This is a genomic window from Pseudomonas sp. GV071, assembly GCF_003050835.1.
In the GTDB taxonomy this organism is placed as follows: Bacteria; Pseudomonadota; Gammaproteobacteria; order Pseudomonadales; family Pseudomonadaceae; genus Aquipseudomonas.
The window spans coordinates 379,907-397,774 of the sequence record NZ_QAOJ01000003.1; the positions used below are offsets into that span (position 1 = coordinate 379,907).

A 17,868-nucleotide genomic window follows, 5' to 3' on the forward strand; every position below is an offset into this window, starting at 1 on the left:
TTTTTCCAACCCCACCAACGCAGCATGGCCGAGCGCAGTAGCTCGAACGCAACACGACGTTCAACTGCCCCGACAAAACAGAGAAGAGGGATACCTAAATGTTCGTGAACAAAACCGCTCTATTAAGTGCGTTGGCCACCGCCCTGCTGGCCAGCGCCAGCCTCCAGGCCGCCGAGCCGCTGAAAGCTGTGGGTGCTGGTGAAGGCGCTCTGGATATCATTGCCTGGCCTGGTTATATCGAACGCGGCGAGACCGACAAGAACTACGACTGGGTGACCCAGTTCGAGAAGGACAGCGGCTGCAAGGTCAACGTGAAAACCGCTGCCACCTCCGACGAGATGGTCAGCCTGATGACCAAGGGCGGCTACGACCTGGTCACCGCGTCTGGCGATGCCTCGCTGCGCCTGATCTATGGCAAGCGCGTGCAGCCGATCAACCCTGAGCTGGTGCCTAACTGGAAGACCATCGACGGCCGTCTGAAAGACGCGCCGTGGTATGTGGTCGACGGCAAAACCTACGGCGCGCCCTACCAGTGGGGCCCGAACGTGCTGATGTACAACACCAACGTCTTCAAGAAAGCCCCGGACAGCTGGAGCGTGTTGTTCGACGCCCAGAACCTGCCGGACGGCAAGCCGAACAAAGGCCGCGTGCAAGCCTATGACGGCCCGATCTACATCGCCGATGCCGCGCTGTACCTGAAAAACACCAAGCCCGAGCTGAAGATCAACGACCCGTACGAGCTCAACGAAACCCAGTACGCCGCCGTGCTCGATCTGCTGCGTAAACAGCACGACTTGATCCACCGCTACTGGCACGACACCACCGTGCAAATGAGCGACTTCAAAAACGAAGGCGTGGTTGCTTCCAGCGCCTGGCCCTATCAGGCCAATGCCCTGAAAACCGAAGGCCAACCGATTGCCACCACCTTCCCCAAAGAAGGCGTCACCGGCTGGGCGGATACCACCATGCTGCACGCCGAAGCCAAGCACCCGAACTGCGCCTACAAGTGGATCAACTGGTCGCTGGAACCCAAGGTGCAAGGCGACCTCGCCGCCTGGTTCGGTTCGGTGCCAGCCGTGCCGGTAGCGTGCAAAGCCAGCGAGCTGCTGGGTGCTGAAGGCTGCGCCACCAATGGCTACGACCAGTTCGACAAGATCGCGTTCTGGAAGACCCCGCAGGCCAAGTGCAAGACCCAGGATGCGTGTGTGCCCTACAGCAAATGGACGCAAGATTTCATCGCGATCATGGGTGGTAGGTAGTTCTTCGCTCCTCCACCGCCCTGTGTGGGAGGGGCTTCAGCCGCGAGCTTTTTTTCAAGATCAAGCGCATCGCGGCTAAAGCCCCTCCCACAAAAATCCCTACCGGCGTTCGTTTTTTGTTTGTGTTTCACACCCACCCCACCCGACCGCATTTTGTGTCGGCAAACCCTGATCGGTTCGGGCGGTGGTGGGTGGTTTTTGATTCCTGGAGTTTGTTATGACCCTTGCAGTGCAATTCACCGATGTGTCCCGTGTGTTCGGCGACGTCAAGGCCGTAGACCGGGTGTCCATCGACATCCAGGATGGCGAATTCTTTTCCATGCTCGGCCCTTCGGGCTCGGGCAAAACCACCTGTTTGCGCCTGATCGCCGGCTTCGAACAACCCAGCGCAGGCTCGATCCGTATTCATGGTGCAGAGGCCGTGGGCCTGGCGCCGTACCAGCGTGACGTCAACACGGTGTTTCAGGACTACGCCCTGTTCCCGCACATGAACGTGCGCGACAACGTGGCCTATGGCCTGAAAGTAAAAGGCGTAGGCAAAAGCGAGCGCCTGACACGTGCCGAAGAAGCACTGGGCATGGTGGCCCTGGGCGGCTACGGCGACCGTAAGCCGGTGCAGCTGTCCGGTGGCCAACGTCAGCGTGTGGCCCTGGCTCGTGCCTTGGTCAATCGCCCACGCGTACTGCTGCTTGACGAACCCCTCGGCGCGCTGGATTTGAAGCTGCGCGAGCAGATGCAAAGCGAGCTGAAAAAGCTCCAGCGCCAACTGGGCATCACCTTTATTTTTGTCACCCACGACCAGACCGAAGCGCTGTCGATGTCTGACCGCGTGGCGGTGTTCAACAAGGGCCGTATCGAGCAGGTCGACACCCCGCGCAACCTCTACATGAAACCGGCGACGCCGTTCGTGGCCGAGTTCGTGGGCACCTCCAACGTGCTGCGTGGCGAGCTGGCGCAATTGCTCACTGGCAGCGCTTCGCCTTTCTCGATTCGCCCGGAACATATCCGTCTGCTCGATGCGACCAACAGCGAAGGCGTGGGCAGCGACGTGCTAGTCACCGGCCTGCTGCACGACGTGCAGTACCAGGGCGCGGCCACCCGTTTTGAAGTGCAGCTGGAGAACGGCCAGAACCTCAGCGTCAGCCAGGCCAACACCCAGTGGCAGCAGAATGCGCCGGCGTTCCAGGCGGGCCAGCAGGTCAGCGTGCGCTGGGCACGCGAGGCCATGGTGGCGTTGACCGATGTCGAGGGCCGGTGAGATGACCGCCTTGTCCACTCCCGTTACAGCCACCCCATCAGGCGGGCCGTTGCATCGCCTGTCGAACCTGCTGTACCGCAAGCCCAACCTGTACCTGGCGATGCTGCTGGTGCCGCCCTTGCTGTGGTTCGGGGTGATCTATTTCGCCCCGCTGCTGACCTTCCTCTGGCAGGGCGTGTACACCTACGACGAAATGGCCATGGCCGCCACCCCGGACCTGACCTGGGCCAACCTGCTGGCGCTGTTCGAACCGGCCAACTACGACATCATTCTGCGCACCCTGGGCATGGCCATCGCCGTGTCGCTGGCCAGCGCGGCGCTGGCCTTCCCCATCGCCTATTACATGGCGCGTTACACCACGGGCAAGACCAAGGCGTTTTTCTATATCGCGGTGATGATGCCGATGTGGGCCAGTTACATCGTCAAGGCCTATGCCTGGACCCTGCTGTTGGCTAAAGGCGGCGTGGTGCAGTGGTTCGTCGAGCAACTGCACCTGACCCCACTGCTGCAGTTCATCCTCGGCATTCCGGGTGTGGGTGGCAGCACGCTGTCGACCTCGCAGCTCGGCCGGTTTTTTGTGTTCGTGTACATCTGGCTGCCGTTCATGATCCTGCCGATTCAGGCGTCGCTGGAACGCTTGCCGCCGTCCTTGCTGCAAGCCTCCGCCGACCTTGGCGCCCGGCCTGCACAAACCTTTATGCAGGTGATTCTGCCGTTGTCGGTGCCGGGCATCGCTGCCGGTTCGATCTTCACCTTCAGCCTGACCCTGGGCGACTTTATCGTGCCGCAGCTGGTGGGCCCGCCCGGGCTGTTCATCGGCAACATGGTTTATACCCAGCAAGGCTCCATCGGCAATATGCCCATGGCCGCCGCCTTCACCCTGGTGCCGATCGTGCTGATCGCCATCTACCTGTCCATCGTCAAACGTCTGGGGGCCTTCGATGCACTCTGAGCGCGCTTCCTGGGGCCTGAAACTGGCGGCCTGGGGCGGGTTGGTGTTCTTGCACTTCCCGATCCTGATCATCTTCATTTACGCCTTCAACACCGAGCAGTCGGCGTTCAGCTTTCCGCCGCAGGGTTTCACCTTGCACTGGTTCAGCGTCGCCTTCGGCCGCGTCGATGTGCTCGAGTCGATCAAGCTCAGCCTGCAGATCGCCTGCCTGGCCACCTTGATTGCCATGGTGCTCGGCACCCTGGCCGCCGCTGCCTTGTACCGCCGCGATTTCTTCGGCAAGGAAGGCGTGTCGCTGATGCTGATTCTGCCCATCGCCCTGCCCGGTATCGTCACCGGCCTGGCGCTGCTCACGGCGTTCAAGGCGCTGGGAATAGAGCCTGGGATTTTCACCATCGTGGTCGGCCACGCCACCTTCTGTGTGGTGATCGTTTACAACAACGTGATCGCCCGTTTCCGCCGCACCTCGCACAGTTTGATCGAGGCTTCGATGGACCTCGGCGCCGACGGCTGGCAGACCTTCCGCTACATCATCCTGCCCAACCTCGGCTCGGCCTTGTTGGCGGGCGGCATGCTGGCGTTCGCCCTGTCGTTCGACGAAATCATCGTCACCACCTTTACCGCTGGCCACGAGCGCACCTTGCCGTTGTGGCTGCTCAACCAATTGAGCCGGCCGCGTGATGTGCCGGTGACCAACGTGGTCGCCATGCTGGTGATGCTGGTGACCATGCTGCCGATCCTGGGCGCGTATTACCTGACCAAGGGCGGGGAAAGCGTGGCCGGTAGTGGCGGTAAATAACCCACAAAACCCTGTAGGAGCGGCTTCAGCCGCCCGGCCGCTCCTACAGCGGTATCGAACAACCTGAAAGAGGGGATTAAGCCATGCAAACCAAACTGCTGATCAATGGCCAACTGGTCGCCGGTGAAGGCGCCGCCCAAGCCGTGCTCAATCCATCGCTGGGCACCGAATTGGTTTCTATCAACGAGGCCAGCGAAGCCCAGGTAGATGCCGCCGTGCGCGCTGCCGATGCGGCCTTCGACAGCTGGTCGCAGACCGCGCCGAAAGACCGCTCGCTGCTGCTGTTGAAGCTCGCCGATGTGATCGACGCCAACGCCGAGGAACTGGCCCGGCTGGAATCGCAGAACTGCGGCAAGCCCTACAGCGCCGCGCTGAATGATGAGCTGCCAGCGATTGCCGACGTGTTCCGTTTTTTCGCAGGCGCCAGCCGCGTAATGGGTGGCTCGGCCGCCGGTGAATACCTGCCGGGCCACACCTCGATGATTCGCCGCGACCCGGTGGGCGTAGTCGCCTCCATCGCGCCGTGGAACTACCCGCTGATGATGGCCGCGTGGAAACTCGGCCCGGCCCTGGCTGCCGGCAACACCGTGGTGCTCAAGCCATCCGAGCAAACCCCGCTGACCGCGTTGCGCCTGGCTGAGCTGGCCGCCGACATCTTCCCGGCTGGCGTTATCAACGTGGTGTTCGGCCGTGGCCCAACCGTGGGCGCGCCGCTGACCGGCCACCCGAAAGTGCGCATGGTCTCGCTCACCGGCTCCGTGGCTACCGGCAGCAACATCATTGCCAGCACCGCCGACACCGTGAAGCGCATGCACATGGAGCTGGGCGGCAAAGCGCCGGTGGTGATCTTCGACGACGCCGATATCGACGCCGCCGTGGAAGGCATCCGTACCTTCGGTTTTTACAACGCCGGCCAGGACTGCACCGCCGCCTGCCGCATCTACGCGCAGAAAGGCATCTACGAAAAATTCGTCACCAAGCTGGCCGAAGCCGTAAGCACCATCAAGTACGGCGTGCAGGACGACGAAGGCACCGAGCTGGGCCCGCTGATTACTCAGCAGCACCTGGACCGCGTGGCCGGTTTCGTCGAACGTGCCCGCGCCATCCCGCATATCAAGGTGCTCACCGGCGGCAAAAAAGTCGACGGCCCGGGCTTCTTCTTCGAGCCGACGGTATTGGCCGGCGCGCTGCAGGATGACGAAGTGGTCCGCCGGGAAATCTTTGGCCCGGTGGTGTCGGTGACCGAGTTCAACGACGAAGCCCAAGCCCTGGCCTGGGCCAACGACTCCGACTACGGCCTGGCCTCTTCGGTGTGGACCCACGACGTCGGCCGCGCCCACCGCTTCGCCGCCCGTTTGCAGTACGGCTGCACCTGGGTAAACACCCACTTCATGCTGGTCAGCGAAATGCCCCACGGCGGGCAGAAGCTCTCGGGCTACGGCAAAGACATGTCGATGTACGGGCTGGAGGACTACACCACGGTTCGCCATGTGATGTTCAAGCACTGATTCAAGCCACCACCACCGTCATCCCAGCGCAGGCTGGGATCCAGAATGTAGGACCCTACGATTCGGGTGGTCCGACTCTCGATTCTGGATTCCGGCCTACGCCGGAATGACGGTGGTGGCTGTGAGGTTGTAGGTACCCATTTCACCCTCCCCCGGCGCTGTTTTTGTGCACGACAGCGGGGTGAACTGCGGGCTTTTTCCGGGATGCGGCAAGTTCGCCTGGGCCGTTTTTTGCCCTGGCCAACTTAATAAAAACAGCCCCAACGGGGCAGATCAAAACAGCTGCCATCACTCTTAGAGGAGCTACAAAAATGAGCGATCACATCGCCGACAGCGACGCGGAGCAATTACGCGCGCTGGGCTATACGTCCAACTTCAAACGCAGCATGAGCGTCACCGAAAACTTCGCCCTGGGCTTTACCTACCTGTCGCCGGTAGTGGGCGTGTACACCCTGTTCGGCCTGTGCCTGGCAGCGGGCGGCCCACCGATGTTCTGGGCTTACCTGCTGGTGGGTCTGGGTCAGTTGCTGGTGTGCCTGATCTTCGGTGAAGTGGTTTCGCAGTTCCCGATTTCCGGTGGTGTTTACCCCTGGGCCCGTCGCCTGGTGGGCAAGCGCTGGGCGTGGATGGTGGGCTGGGTGTATGCCTGGGCGCTGGTGGTGACCATCGCCGCCGTTGCCGTAGGTGCTGGCCCGTACATGGCTGCAATGCTCGGCTTTGAGCCAAGCAACAGCACCAATATCGGCATCGCCTTGGCGCTGACCGTGATCGCCACCGTGGTCAACCTGAGCGGCACCAAGGTGCTGGCGCGCATCGCCATGTTCGGCTTTATCTGCGAACTGTTGGGCGCGTTGGTGGTGGGTATTTACCTGCTGATTTTCGAACGTCATCAGCCGTTCAGCGTGCTGTTCAACACCTTCGATATCGCCATTGACGGCTCGTACCTGCCGGCCTTCCTCACCGCCTCCCTGGCGGGCATGTTCCTCTACTACGGCTTCGAGGCCTGCGGCGATGTGGCCGAAGAAACCCCGAACGCCAGCAAGAGCATTCCCAAGGCCATGCGCATGACCATCTACGTCGGCGGGGTGGCCGCGATGTTCGCCTGCCTGGCGCTGATTCTGGCCGTGCCGGACATGAGCGCGGTGATCAATGGCACCGACAAGGACCCGGTCACCACCATCCTCAACAACGCCTTCGGTGTAACCGGTTCGAAAGTGGTGATGGGCATCGTCATGGTCTCGTTCATCTCCTGCGTGCTGAGCCTGCAAGCGGCCGCCAGCCGCCTGCTGTACTCCTATGCCCGTGACGAGATGATCATCGGCAGCAGCCTGCTGAAAAAACTCTCGCCGACCACCCACGTACCGACCACCGCCCTGCTGGTGTGCGGCGTGCTGCCGGCGATCGTGATCTGCCTGGGCTTCGTGCTGCAAGACGCCATCGCCACCATCGTCAGCTTTGCCGCCATCGGCATCTACCTGGCTTTCCAGATGATCGTCAGCGGCGCGCTGTTCGCCCGCCTGCGTGGCTGGAAACCGAGCGGTGCCTTCACCCTCGGCGGCTGGGGCATGGCAGTGAACATCGGCGCACTGGTGTACGGCGTGCTGGCAATCATCAACATGGCCTGGCCACGCTCGCCGGATGCCGCCTGGTACGTCAACTACGGCATGCCGTTGTCGACTGCCATCGTCATCGGCTTGGGCCTGCTCTACATGGTCCTGCGCAAACCTTACGAAACCGGCACGGCGCCCGCCGGTGATGCGTGGAAGTTGGCAGGAAGCAAACATGCGCCCAAGGGCGCTATAGGCGACGCGGTTTAACCCGTACCAACGCCCGGCTAACCCCGGGCGTTTTTGTTTCTGGTTCTGGATTCCTGTAGGAGCGGCTTGCGAACTGCCAAGGTTCAGCCACGTAACTGGGCAAATCTCCTTGGCGGTGAACGGAAACGTCGGACAATCCGACTGCATCAAATTCGCTACATGCCAGCGATTGCGCGGCCTGTGGAACTAGAGGCATGATGCGCGCAAGGCACCCACAGTTAGCTCGGAGCAGCCGGCTGTGACCGCTGCTCATGGAAGATGCCATGCCTCATTCGCTGTTGTGCCAGGATCGGCCCATCACCTCTCGACGTGCGACGCGGCGGCACCTGTGGCTGTTCGCTTGGCTATTGCCGCTGTTTGCCAGTGCACCCAGCCCCGCCGCCGTATTGCCACCGCCCGGCCATCTGCAGACCATCGACTTCCAACTGCGCTGGAAACACCAGTTCCAGTTCGCCGGCTATTACGCCGCCATCGCCCAGGGTTACTACCGCGAAGAAGGGTTCGAGGTGCGCCTGCACGAAGGCGCTCCGGGCAAAACGCCGGTGGAAGAAGTGCTGGCAGGCCGCGCGCAGTACGGCGAGAGCAACAGCGAGTTGCTGTTCGAACGCCTGAACGGCCAACCCCTGGTGGCCCTGGCGGCAATTTTTCAGCATTCGCCCTCGGTGCTGCTGGCCCGCACCGACGCCGGCATCCGCACCGTGCACGACCTGGTGGGCAAGCGCGTGATGCTGATGAATGCGCAGACCGATGCCGACTTTCTGACCATGTTCAGCCGCGAAGGCATCGACCCCGCCACCCTTGATCTGCAACCCAGCAGCTATGACGTCGACGACCTGGTGAGCGGCAAGGTGCAGGCGTTCAACTCCTACCTGACCAACGAGCCGTTCTACCTCAAGCAGAAAGGCGTGCCCTACAGCGTGCTGTCGCCGAGCACCTACGGCATCGATTTTTATAGCGATATCCTGTTCACCACCGAGGCCGAAACCGAGGAAAACCCGATGCGCGTGGCCGCCTTCCGCCGCGCCACGCTCAAAGGTTGGCGCTACGCCATGGAGCACCCGGACGAAATCATTGAGCTGTTGATCAGCAAGTACCACGTGCAGAAAACCCGTGAGCATCTGCAGTTCGAAGCCCAGGCCATGCGCGGGCTGATCCTCCCCGACCTGGTGGAGATTGGCCATATGAATGCCGGGCGCTGGTTGCGTATGGCCGAGGCATTCAAGGAACAGGGCATGGTGCCAAGCATGGGCCGCCTCGACGGCTTTGTGTACGACCCCAACCCGCCGCAACTGGTGGAGCGTTTGCGCACCATCATCATGCTGATCAGCCTGGGCTGCGCGGCCATTCTGGTGGTGGTGCTGGTGCTGCTCAACAGCCAGCGGCGCCTGCAGCGGGAAATTCAGCGGCGCATTGTGGCCGAGGAGGAAGTACGGGCCCTGGCCTTTCACGACAGCCTCACCGGCCTGCCCAACCGCAACAGTTTTATTCCCTACGCCACCCAGAAGCTGCTCACCGCCAAGCGCAATGGCGAGCGCCTGGCCCTGTGTTACCTGGACCTGAACAAATTCAAAGAGATCAATGACTCCTACGGCCACCAGGCCGGCGATGCGATTCTGGTGCACGCGGCCCACGCCATCAGCGCCAATATCCGCGAGGCCGACATGGCCGCGCGGATGGGCGGCGACGAGTTTGTGGTGCTGCTCGATGGCGTGCATGACGCCGATGACATCTACCGCCTCACCGAGCAGATCTGCCAGGCCATCGCTAAACCGCTGCACTGGCAGGGCCGTGAGCTATGCGTGTCGGCCAGCCTCGGCGTGGCGATTTATCCACAGGCCGGCGAGCACCTCGACGAGCTGATGTCCAAGGCCGACTCGGCGATGTTCTACAAAAAGGCCGCAATGCTGGCGCTGCGCTAGGGCCACCCCCGGTCGATCAGGCTGAACCATCTGCCCTGCCCCTGAGTCCACCCTTCAGTTACCTCAATCTGAAGGAGGCGCCATGAGCACGCAAAAACGCTATCGCCCGCAAGAAATCGACGATATCGAAGACCGCATGGGCTCGATTGAACAGCTGGATTTCGATGCCCGCCGCGATGAACGCAGTGGGCGCGTTGGCGACCTCAAGTCGCCCGCTGAAATTGCCCGCGAGCAGCCGGCCAAACGGGTGCGCGAAGCCGGCCAGAGCGGCGGCGAAACCCTGGGTGAAGGCGACAATGAAGACGGCGTGAGCCTGGATGACCTGAGCCCGGAAACCCTGATCGACGAAAGCGGCGCGCGCTCGGCCAACGAGCCCGGCGGCAAGACGGCGGCAGACTGGGATTTGAGCATTGTCGATGAAGCGGATATCGGCGAAGGCTATGGGCTGGATGAGGAAGAGCTGGCCCATGTGAAGCCGTTGGATGGTAAGCCGTACGACAAGTGATCTCGTCTTGTAGGAGCGGCTTCAGCCGCGATGCTTTTAAAGATCAAGAACATCGCGGCTGAAGCCGCTCCTACGCAGAGCAGCCGTTACCGCGCCGCCATATGGGCAATCATCAGTTGCACCGTTTCCTGCCCACGGTATTCGTTGACGTCGAGCTTGTAGGCCAGCTCCACCCAGCGCACGTTGGGGTTGGGCCAGACGTCGCGGTCGATGCCAAAGGCGATGCCATCGAGCTGCACCGAACCGCACTCGCTTTTCAGCACCACTTTCAGGTGCCTTTCGCCCACCACCCGTTGCTGTACAAGCTGGAATACGCCGTGGAACAACGGCTCGGGAAAGTGCTGGCCCCATGGGCCGGCATTGCGCAGAGCGCGGGCCAGTTCCAGGTGGAATTCTTCCACCGCCAGGGCGCCATCGGACAGCAGACGGCCGGTGAGGTCGTCTTCTTCCAGCTGGCGGCGCACTTCCGCGTCGAAGGCGGCGGCAAAGGCACCGAAATTTTCTTGCGGCAGGGACAACCCGGCCGCCATCGCGTGACCACCGAATTTGCTGATCAGGCCCGGGTGCTTGGCCGCCACAGCATCCAGCGCATCACGAATGTGGAAGCCTGGCACCGAGCGCGCCGAGCCTTTCATCACGCCGTCGCCCGCATCGGCAAAAGCGATGGTCGGGCGGTGGTAACGCTCTTTCATCCGTGAGGCGAGGATGCCGATCACGCCCTGGTGCCAGTCCGGTTCGAACAGGCACAGGCCGAATGGCATCGACTCCAGCGGCAGGTCTTTGAGCTGGGCCAGGGCCTCGCGCTGCATGCCCTGCTCAATGGCTTTGCGGTCCTGGTTGAGCTGGTCGAGCTGCACCGCCATGTCGCGGGCCAGGGCCTCGTCTTCACACAGCAGGCATTCGATGCCCAGGCTCATGTCGTCCAGGCGGCCGGCGGCGTTCAGGCGCGGGCCGAGGATAAAACCAAGATCAGTGGAGGTTATGCGCTCGGCCTGGCGCCCGGCCACTTCAAGAATCGCCCGCAAACCTGGGCGCGCCCGGCCAGCACGAATCCGCGCGAGACCCTGGTGCACCAGAATGCGGTTGTTGGCGTCCAGCGGTACCACGTCGGCGACACTGCCCAGGGCCACCAGGTCGAGCAGCTCGGCGAGGTTGGGCTCCTGCACGCCCGCACGGGCAAACCAGTCCAGTTCACGCAGACGCGCACGCAAGGCCAGCAACACATAAAAAATCACCCCAACCCCGGCCAGCGATTTGCTCGGGAAGGTGCAGCCATGCTGGTTTGGATTGACGATGGCGTCCGCCGCCGGCAGTTCGGGGCCGGGCAAGTGGTGGTCAGTGACCAGCACACTAAGCCCCGCCGCCTTGGCCGCCGCCACGCCTTCGACGCTGGAGATACCGTTGTCCACGGTCATCAGCAGTTGAGGCTGGCGCTCGAGCGCCACGGCGACGATTTCCGGGGTCAGGCCATAGCCATATTCAAAACGGTTGGGTACCAGGTAATCGACGTGCGCCGCGCCCAACAGGCGCAGGCCGAGCACACCGACGGTGCTGGCGGTGGCGCCGTCGGCATCGAAGTCGCCGACGATCAGAATCCGCTGCCGCTGCTCCAGGGCCTGCACCAGCAAGGTCACGGCGGAGTCGATGCCCATCAGTTGCTGATAGGGGATCAAGCGCGCCAGGCCTTTATCCAGCTCAGCCGCCGACTGCACGCCACGGGCGGCGTACAGACGAGTGAGCAACGGCGGCAGGTCGCCGAGGTTGGGCAAGGTGGCGGGCAGTGGGCGGGATTCGATGCGCATGGGGTCGGCAGGTTCTACAAATGAAAGGCTATTTAGCTCCCCTCTCCCGCGTGCGGGAGAGGGGCTGGGGGAGAGGGCTGCGTCAGACGAACAGCAGCTAAAACCCTCTCCCTAACCCTCTCCCGCACGCGGGCAGAGGGGACTGATCGGTGGTGGGACGCAGAGGAGGTTTATTCCCCCCGATCCCCCATCAACCACTCCAGCTGTACCTCATGCTGACCGCGCTCGTCGGTCACATAAATGGTGCCTTCGCTGATCATCACCGCCCAGTTGATGCTGCGCGGCATGTCTTTGGCCAGGTTTTCCAGGGCCTCTTGCGGCACGGCGGCGATGTTGACGTTTTTCAGCATCTTGGCCGCGTCCACCACCTTGCTCTGCCACACCCGCAGGCTGCCGTAGGCCAGCAGGCTGGTGCGTTCGGTGCGGCGCGAGCACCAGGTCAGGCGCTCGGCATCCGGCAGGCCGACTTCGATCCAGTGCAGCACACGGCCATCCAGGCTCTTTTCCCACAGCGCCGGCTCATCGACGTCCGATAGGCCACGGCCGAAGGCCAGCTCTTCGCTGTACCACAAGGCATAGGCGAGCAAACGCACGGTCATGCGTTCTTCGGTTTCGGAGGGGTGGCGGGCGATGGTCAGCCGCGAGGTGGCGTAGACACCACGGTCGAGGTCGGTGAGGTTGAGGTCGACTTTGTAGGTCGTGGAAGGCTGGGCCATGGTTCGGCTTCTAGGTAGGGGCAAAGGCGGCAAGTCTACCGCAAGCGACCGCTGCGGGTTAGAGTCGCGGCCATTGTCTGCCGACGGATACCGCCATGCACCTTGCCAGCAAACCCCTCGCCGGGGTCAAAGTGATCGAACTCGGAACCCTGATCGCCGGCCCGTTCGCCTCGCGCATCTGCGCCGAGTTCGGCGCCGAGGTGATCAAGGTCGAATCTCCCGATGGCGGCGACCCGCTGCGCAAGTGGCGCAAGCTGTACGAGGGAACCTCGCTGTGGTGGTTCGTGCAGGCGCGCAACAAGCAGTCGCTGACCCTCAACCTGAAACACCCGGATGGCCGCGAGGTGCTGCGCAAGTTGCTCAGCGAGGCGGACATCCTGATCGAGAACTTCCGCCCCGGCGTGCTGGAAAAACTCGGCTTCGGCTGGGACGAGCTGCATGCCCTCAACCCGAAACTGGTGATGGTGCGCTTGTCCGGTTTTGGCCAGAGCGGGCCGATGAAGGACCAGCCGGGGTTTGGTGCGGTGGGTGAGTCGATGGGCGGCCTGCGTTACATCACCGGCTTCGAGGACCGTCCGCCGGTGCGCACGGGCATTTCCATTGGCGACTCGATTGCCGCCCTGTGGGGGGTGATCGGCGCGCTAATGGCGCTGCGGCACCGCGAGGTGAATGGCGGCCAGGGCCAGGTGGTGGACGTGGCGCTGTACGAGGCCATTTTCGCCATGATGGAAAGCATGGTGCCGGAGTTCGATGTGTTCGGTTTTATCCGCGAGCGCAGCGGCAACATCATGCCCGGCATCACCCCCTCTTCGATCCACACCAGCAGCGACGGCAAGCATGTGCAGATTGGCGCCAATGGCGATGCGATCTTCAAGCGCTTCATGCTCGCCATCGGCCGCCAGGACCTTGCCGAGGACGCCAGCCTGGCCAGCAACGACGGACGTGATCTGCGTCGGGACGAGCTGTATGGGGTGATCGACCGCTGGGTCGGTTCGTTGCCGCTGGAGGCGGTGCTGGCGACCTTGAACAGCGCCGAGGTACCGGCCAGCCGCATCTACTCGGCCGAGGACATGTTCAGCGACCCGCAGTACCTGGCCCGCGAGATGTTCCTCAGCGCCAAACTGCCCGACGGCAAGCCGTTCAAGATGCCGGGCATCGTGCCCAAGCTGTCGGAAACCCCCGGCAGCGCCGAATGGGTGGGGCCACAGCTGGGCGAGCATAACCAGGCGGTGCTGGCGGGGCTGGGGTATAGCGCTGAACAGATAACGGCGTTGAAAAGCAGTGGGGCTATCTAGCGCCCTTTTTGTACACGCTTATCACAACTGTGCGCCCGTTCTGGATTACGCCAGCCCGCGGCCATTATCGTTCGCCGACTGAGTAAAGGCGCGCCAGACGCCTATACTTTTCACGCTGCACTCCCGGCGTCCTTGGAGTTTTTTTCCATGCCTGCTTTGCCGTTCGTCCCGCGCCTGCTACTGGCTACCTTGTCTTTCCTCACCGCCCTATCGGTACATGCCGAGGGCAAGCCGCGGATTGTCTGGACCGTACGCGATATGCCGCCCTTCAGCATTCTGGAGGGGCCGCGCAAAGGCCAGGGGGTGGTCGACAAGATGCTCGCCCTGCTGCGCACCGACATGCCGCAGTACGAACACATTCTCAGCGTCGCCAACCGCGCCCGCGCCAATCAGATGGTCAACAACGGCGTGCTGACCTGCGACCCCGGCATGTTGTGGAGCGAGGAACGGGCCAAGCAGCTGTATTTCTCTATTCCAACCCTGGGCATCCTCACCAACGGCGTGGTGGTGCGCAAAGCGGACGAGGCCGAACTGGCGCCGTTTATCAAAGGTGGCGAGTTCGATCTGGCCAGCTTTATCCAGGACAGTCGCTACACCCTCGGCACTTTGGTGGAGCGCAGCTACGGCCAGCAGATAGACGCCGCGCTGAAACAAGCGAAACCCAATGTTCTGGTGGTGCACCACGGTATCGAGGCCACCCTGAGCCTGCTGCGCATGCAGCAGCACCAGCGCCTGACGGCAGTGCTTGGCTACTGGCCGGAACTGCACTACCAGGGCGAAGCGGCGGGGATCTCGCTGAACGACCTGAGTTTCTATTCAGTCCAGGGCGTACCGACCTACCAGATGGGCTACGTCGCCTGTACCCGCTCACCCGAGGGGCTGCAAGCGATCAAGGACATCAACCTGACCGTACGCCGCTTGCGCGAAGGGGAAGTGATCAAGCTGTACGCCGACTGGCTGGATGGGGCGACACGGGATGCGTACCTGAAAGCGGCGAAAGGGTTTTTTAACGAGTAAAACAAACCCTCACCCCCAGCCCCTCTCCCGCGCTGCGGGCAGAGGGGAGCACACCGCGACGCGAGCGAAAACTCGGTCAGCTCCCTCTCCCGTGCACGGGAGAGGGTTGGGGTGAGGGCTGAGGCCAACTCCATAAAAAAGGCCAGCACCACATTTGTGGGCTGGCCTTTTTTGTTGCCGTTAGCGCTTACAACGGCTTGCCGCGATTGCCGTGCTCGCTGACAAACGCTTGCATCGCCTTGATGTCGTTCGGCAATACGGTCAAACGCTCTGGACGATCGAACAGGTCTTGCAGGTGCGGTGGCAGGATCGGGCCTTTGCCAACGCCGGCTTTTTCCACGGCTTCGGGGAATTTCACCGGGTGGGCGGTGCCCAGAATCACCATCGGCGTGCTCAGGCTGCGGCGGCATTCGCGCGCGGCTTTAACGCCAATGGCAGTGTGCGGGTCGAGCAGCTCGCCGCTTTCGGCGTAGACCTGGGCGATGGTTTCGCAGGTTTCTTCGTCGGTGACGGCCAGCGAGTCGAACAGCTTGCGCGCTTCGCTCCAGCGGTCCTGGTCAACGCTGAAACCGCCGCCTTTCTTGAAGGTGGCCATCAGCTCATTGATTGCCGCGCCGTTGCGACCGTGCAGGTCGAACAGCAGGCGCTCGAAGTTGGATGACACCATGATGTCCATCGAAGGCGACAGGGTCGGGTGCAGGGTGTCTTTCACATACTGATTGCCGCTCATGAAGCGGTGCAGGATGTCGTTGCGGTTTGTGGCGACGATCAGTTGGCTGATCGGCAGGCCCATGTTGCGCGCCAGGTAGCCGGCGAAGATGTCGCCGAAGTTGCCGGTGGGTACCGAAAACGCGATGGAGCGCGCCGGACCGCCGAGCTGCAGGGCGGCGTGGAAGTAGTAGACGATCTGGGCCATGATCCGCGCCCAGTTGATCGAGTTCACCGCCACCAGGCGTGTACCCTTGAGGAAGCTCTGGTCAGCGAAGCTGTCTTTGACCATTTCCTGGCAGTCGTCGAAGTTACCTTCCACGGCGATGTTGTGGATGTTGTCGCCGAGGATGGTGGTCATCTGCCGACGCTGCACTTCCGAGACGCGGTTGTTCGGGTGCAGGATGAAAATGTCGACGTTATCGCAAGCCTTGCAGCCTTCGATGGCGGCCGAACCGGTGTCGCCAGAGGTGGCGCCGATGATCACTACGCGCTCGTTGCGCTTGGCCAGCACGTAGTCGAGCAGACGGCCGAGCAGTTGCAGGGCGAAGTCTTTGAACGCCAGGGTCGGGCCGTGGAACAGTTCCAGCACCCACTCGTTGCCATTCAGCTGACGCAGCGGCGCAACGGCGTTATGGGCGAACACACCGTAGGTTTCTTCGAGAATCTTTTTGAAATCGGCATCCGGAATGCTACCGGTGACGAACGGGCGCATTACGCGGAAGGCCAGCTCGTGGTAAGGCAGGCCGGCCCAGGAAGCGATTTCTTCCTGGGTGAAACGCGGCAGGTTTTCCGGCACGTAGAGGCCGCCGTCGCTGGCCAGGCCAGCCAGCAGCACGTCTTCGAAATTCAGCGCAGGCGCTTGGCCGCGGGTACTGATGTAACGCATGGAATAGTCCTCAGCTCAGTTGCTCAACACGGATACGCACGACACTGCCGACCACATCGCTCAGGGCCTCAAGGGCGGCGATGGCGTCGTTCATGCGTTTTTCCACTACGCGGTGAGTGACCAGGATCATCGGCACCAGGCCGTCTTGCTCTTCGACTTCCTGCTGCATGATCGATTCGATGTTGATGCCACGTTCCGACAGGATGGTTGCCACCTGGGCCAGTACGCCCGGGTGATCCTTGGCCTGTATGCGCAGGTAGTAGGCGCTCTCGCAAGCTTCGATCGGCAGGATCGGGTGGGTGGACAGCGCGTCCGGCTGGAAGGCCAGGTGCGGTACACGGTTTTCCGGGTCGGTGGTCAGGGCGCGAACCACGTCCACCAGGTCGGCGATCACCGATGAAGCAGTCGGCTCCATGCCAGCGCCAGCGCCGTAGAACAGGGTGCTGCCAGCGGCGTCGCCATTGACCATCACCGCGTTCATCACGCCATTGACGTTGGCAATCAGGCGGTCGGCCGGGATCAGGGTCGGGTGCACGCGCAGCTCGATACCGGCCGCAGTGCTACGCGCCACGCCCAGGTGCTTGATGCGGTAGCCCAGCGCTTCGGCGTAGTTGACGTCGGCGGTGGTCAGCTTGGTGATGCCTTCGGTATAGGCCTTGTCGAACTGCAGCGGAATACCAAAGGCGATGGACGCCAGGATGGTCAGCTTGTGGGCCGCGTCGATGCCTTCAACGTCGAAGGTCGGGTCGGCTTCGGCGTAACCCAGGGCCTGGGCTTCGGCCAGCACGTCGGGGAAGGTGCGGCCTTTCTCGCGCATTTCGCTGAGGATGAAGTTGCCAGTGCCGTTGATGATGCCGGCCAGCCAGTTGATGCGGTTGGCCGCCAGGCCTTCACGGATGGCTTTGATCACCGGAATGCCGCCAGCTACTGCGGCTTCGAACGCGACGATCACGCCCTTTTCGCGGGCCTTGGCGAAGATCTCGTTGCCATGCACAGCGATCAGCGCCTTGTTGGCGGTGACCACGTGCTTGCCGTTTTCGATGGCTTTGAGCACCAGCTCGTGGGCCATGGTGTAGCCGCCGATCAGTTCGATGACGATGTCGATTTCAGGGTTGGTGGCCACCGCGAACACGTCGTTGGTGGTGGCAATACCGGTAATGTCGCACTGAGGATTCTGCGAGCGCAGCGCAATCTGCGCCACTTCGATGCCACGCCCTGCGCGCCGGGCAATTTCCTCGGCGTTGCGCTTGAGCACATTGAACGTACCGCCACCGACGGTACCCAGCCCACAGATGCCTACTTTGACCGGTTTCACCCTGAACTCCCCAGAACTTACTGCGTGAAACGGCCCGCGTGGCGCGAGCCGTAAATATAAAAGAGCCGCACCTTACGAAGCGGCTCGGGTTTAGTCAATCAAGCCAGAA

General features: G+C 62.4%; 13 protein-coding genes and 1 pseudogene. 10 read left to right on the top strand and 4 right to left on the bottom strand.

Translation table 11 applies throughout. The features are described 5' to 3' along the window. Positions 1-98: 98 nt before the first annotated feature. The 8 genes from ydcS to C8K61_RS08340 all read left to right on the top strand — a co-directional run bounded on the left by ydcS (position 99) and on the right by C8K61_RS08340 (position 10,017). Complete coding sequence (ydcS, locus tag C8K61_RS08305; protein WP_108095754.1) at positions 99-1,259, top strand: putative ABC transporter substrate-binding protein YdcS; 1,161 nt, start codon at positions 99-101, stop codon at positions 1,257-1,259. A gap of 217 nt (positions 1,260-1,476) precedes the next feature. Beyond that, on the top strand, positions 1,477-2,517 hold the full coding sequence (locus C8K61_RS08310; RefSeq protein WP_108095755.1) for an ABC transporter ATP-binding protein: 1,041 nt from the start codon (positions 1,477-1,479) through the stop codon (positions 2,515-2,517). 1 nt (position 2,518) lies between these two features. Then, the gene (locus C8K61_RS08315) at positions 2,519-3,469 is read left to right on the top strand and encodes an ABC transporter permease (RefSeq protein WP_108095756.1); all 951 of its coding nucleotides are present in this window, start codon (positions 2,519-2,521) and stop codon (positions 3,467-3,469) included. Further along, positions 3,459-4,268 carry an ABC transporter permease gene (locus C8K61_RS08320; protein WP_108095757.1) on the top strand — a complete coding sequence of 270 codons (810 nt, stop codon included), beginning with the start codon at positions 3,459-3,461 and terminating at the stop codon, positions 4,266-4,268. The genes C8K61_RS08315 and C8K61_RS08320 overlap by 11 nt, the downstream gene beginning before the upstream one ends. An 83-nt stretch (positions 4,269-4,351) precedes the next feature. Further along, positions 4,352-5,776, top strand: coding sequence for a gamma-aminobutyraldehyde dehydrogenase (locus C8K61_RS08325; RefSeq protein WP_108095758.1), 1,425 nt, complete (start codon positions 4,352-4,354; stop codon positions 5,774-5,776). A 311-nt stretch (positions 5,777-6,087) separates the two neighbouring features. After that, on the top strand, positions 6,088-7,593 hold the full coding sequence (locus C8K61_RS08330) for an APC family permease (protein ID WP_108095759.1): 1,506 nt from the start codon (positions 6,088-6,090) through the stop codon (positions 7,591-7,593). Positions 7,594-7,856: 263 nt separating this feature from the next. Then, on the top strand, positions 7,857-9,512 hold the full coding sequence (locus tag C8K61_RS08335) for a GGDEF domain-containing protein (RefSeq protein ID WP_256589386.1): 1,656 nt from the start codon (positions 7,857-7,859) through the stop codon (positions 9,510-9,512). An 82-nt stretch (positions 9,513-9,594) separates the two neighbouring features. Beyond that, complete coding sequence (locus tag C8K61_RS08340) at positions 9,595-10,017, top strand: phosphotransferase system, HPr-related protein (RefSeq protein ID WP_108095761.1); 423 nt, start codon at positions 9,595-9,597, stop codon at positions 10,015-10,017. An 86-nt stretch (positions 10,018-10,103) separates the two neighbouring features. Here C8K61_RS08340 and recJ read toward each other — a convergent pair whose 3' ends face one another. Both recJ and C8K61_RS08350 read right to left on the bottom strand, forming a co-directional pair. Further along, positions 10,104-11,819 (bottom strand): single-stranded-DNA-specific exonuclease RecJ, encoded by a 1,716-nt coding sequence (recJ, locus tag C8K61_RS08345; protein ID WP_108095762.1) that lies wholly within the window; start codon positions 11,817-11,819, stop codon positions 10,104-10,106. A gap of 170 nt (positions 11,820-11,989) precedes the next feature. Further along, a complete protein-coding gene (locus C8K61_RS08350; RefSeq protein ID WP_108095763.1) occupies positions 11,990-12,535 on the bottom strand; it encodes a YaeQ family protein in 546 nt (181 codons plus the stop codon). A gap of 73 nt (positions 12,536-12,608) precedes the next feature. On the opposite strand from C8K61_RS08350, the pseudogene C8K61_RS08355 reads away from it, so the two are divergent. Together C8K61_RS08355 and C8K61_RS08360 are read left to right on the top strand one after the other, a co-directional pair. Continuing rightward, positions 12,609-13,830: pseudogene (locus C8K61_RS08355) on the top strand (CaiB/BaiF CoA transferase family protein). Positions 13,831-13,977: 147 nt separating this feature from the next. Beyond that, positions 13,978-14,847, top strand: coding sequence for a TIGR02285 family protein (locus C8K61_RS08360; protein ID WP_108095765.1), 870 nt, complete (start codon positions 13,978-13,980; stop codon positions 14,845-14,847). Between the two features lie 187 nt (positions 14,848-15,034). Here C8K61_RS08360 and thrC read toward each other — a convergent pair whose 3' ends face one another. Further along, positions 15,035-16,444, bottom strand: a complete 1,410-nt coding sequence (gene thrC, locus C8K61_RS08365) for a threonine synthase (RefSeq protein ID WP_108095766.1) — start codon at positions 16,442-16,444, stop codon at positions 15,035-15,037. Positions 16,445-16,454: 10 nt separating this feature from the next. After that, a complete protein-coding gene (locus C8K61_RS08370; protein WP_108095767.1) occupies positions 16,455-17,759 on the bottom strand; it encodes a homoserine dehydrogenase in 1,305 nt (434 codons plus the stop codon). Positions 17,760-17,868: the final 109 nt, after the last annotated feature.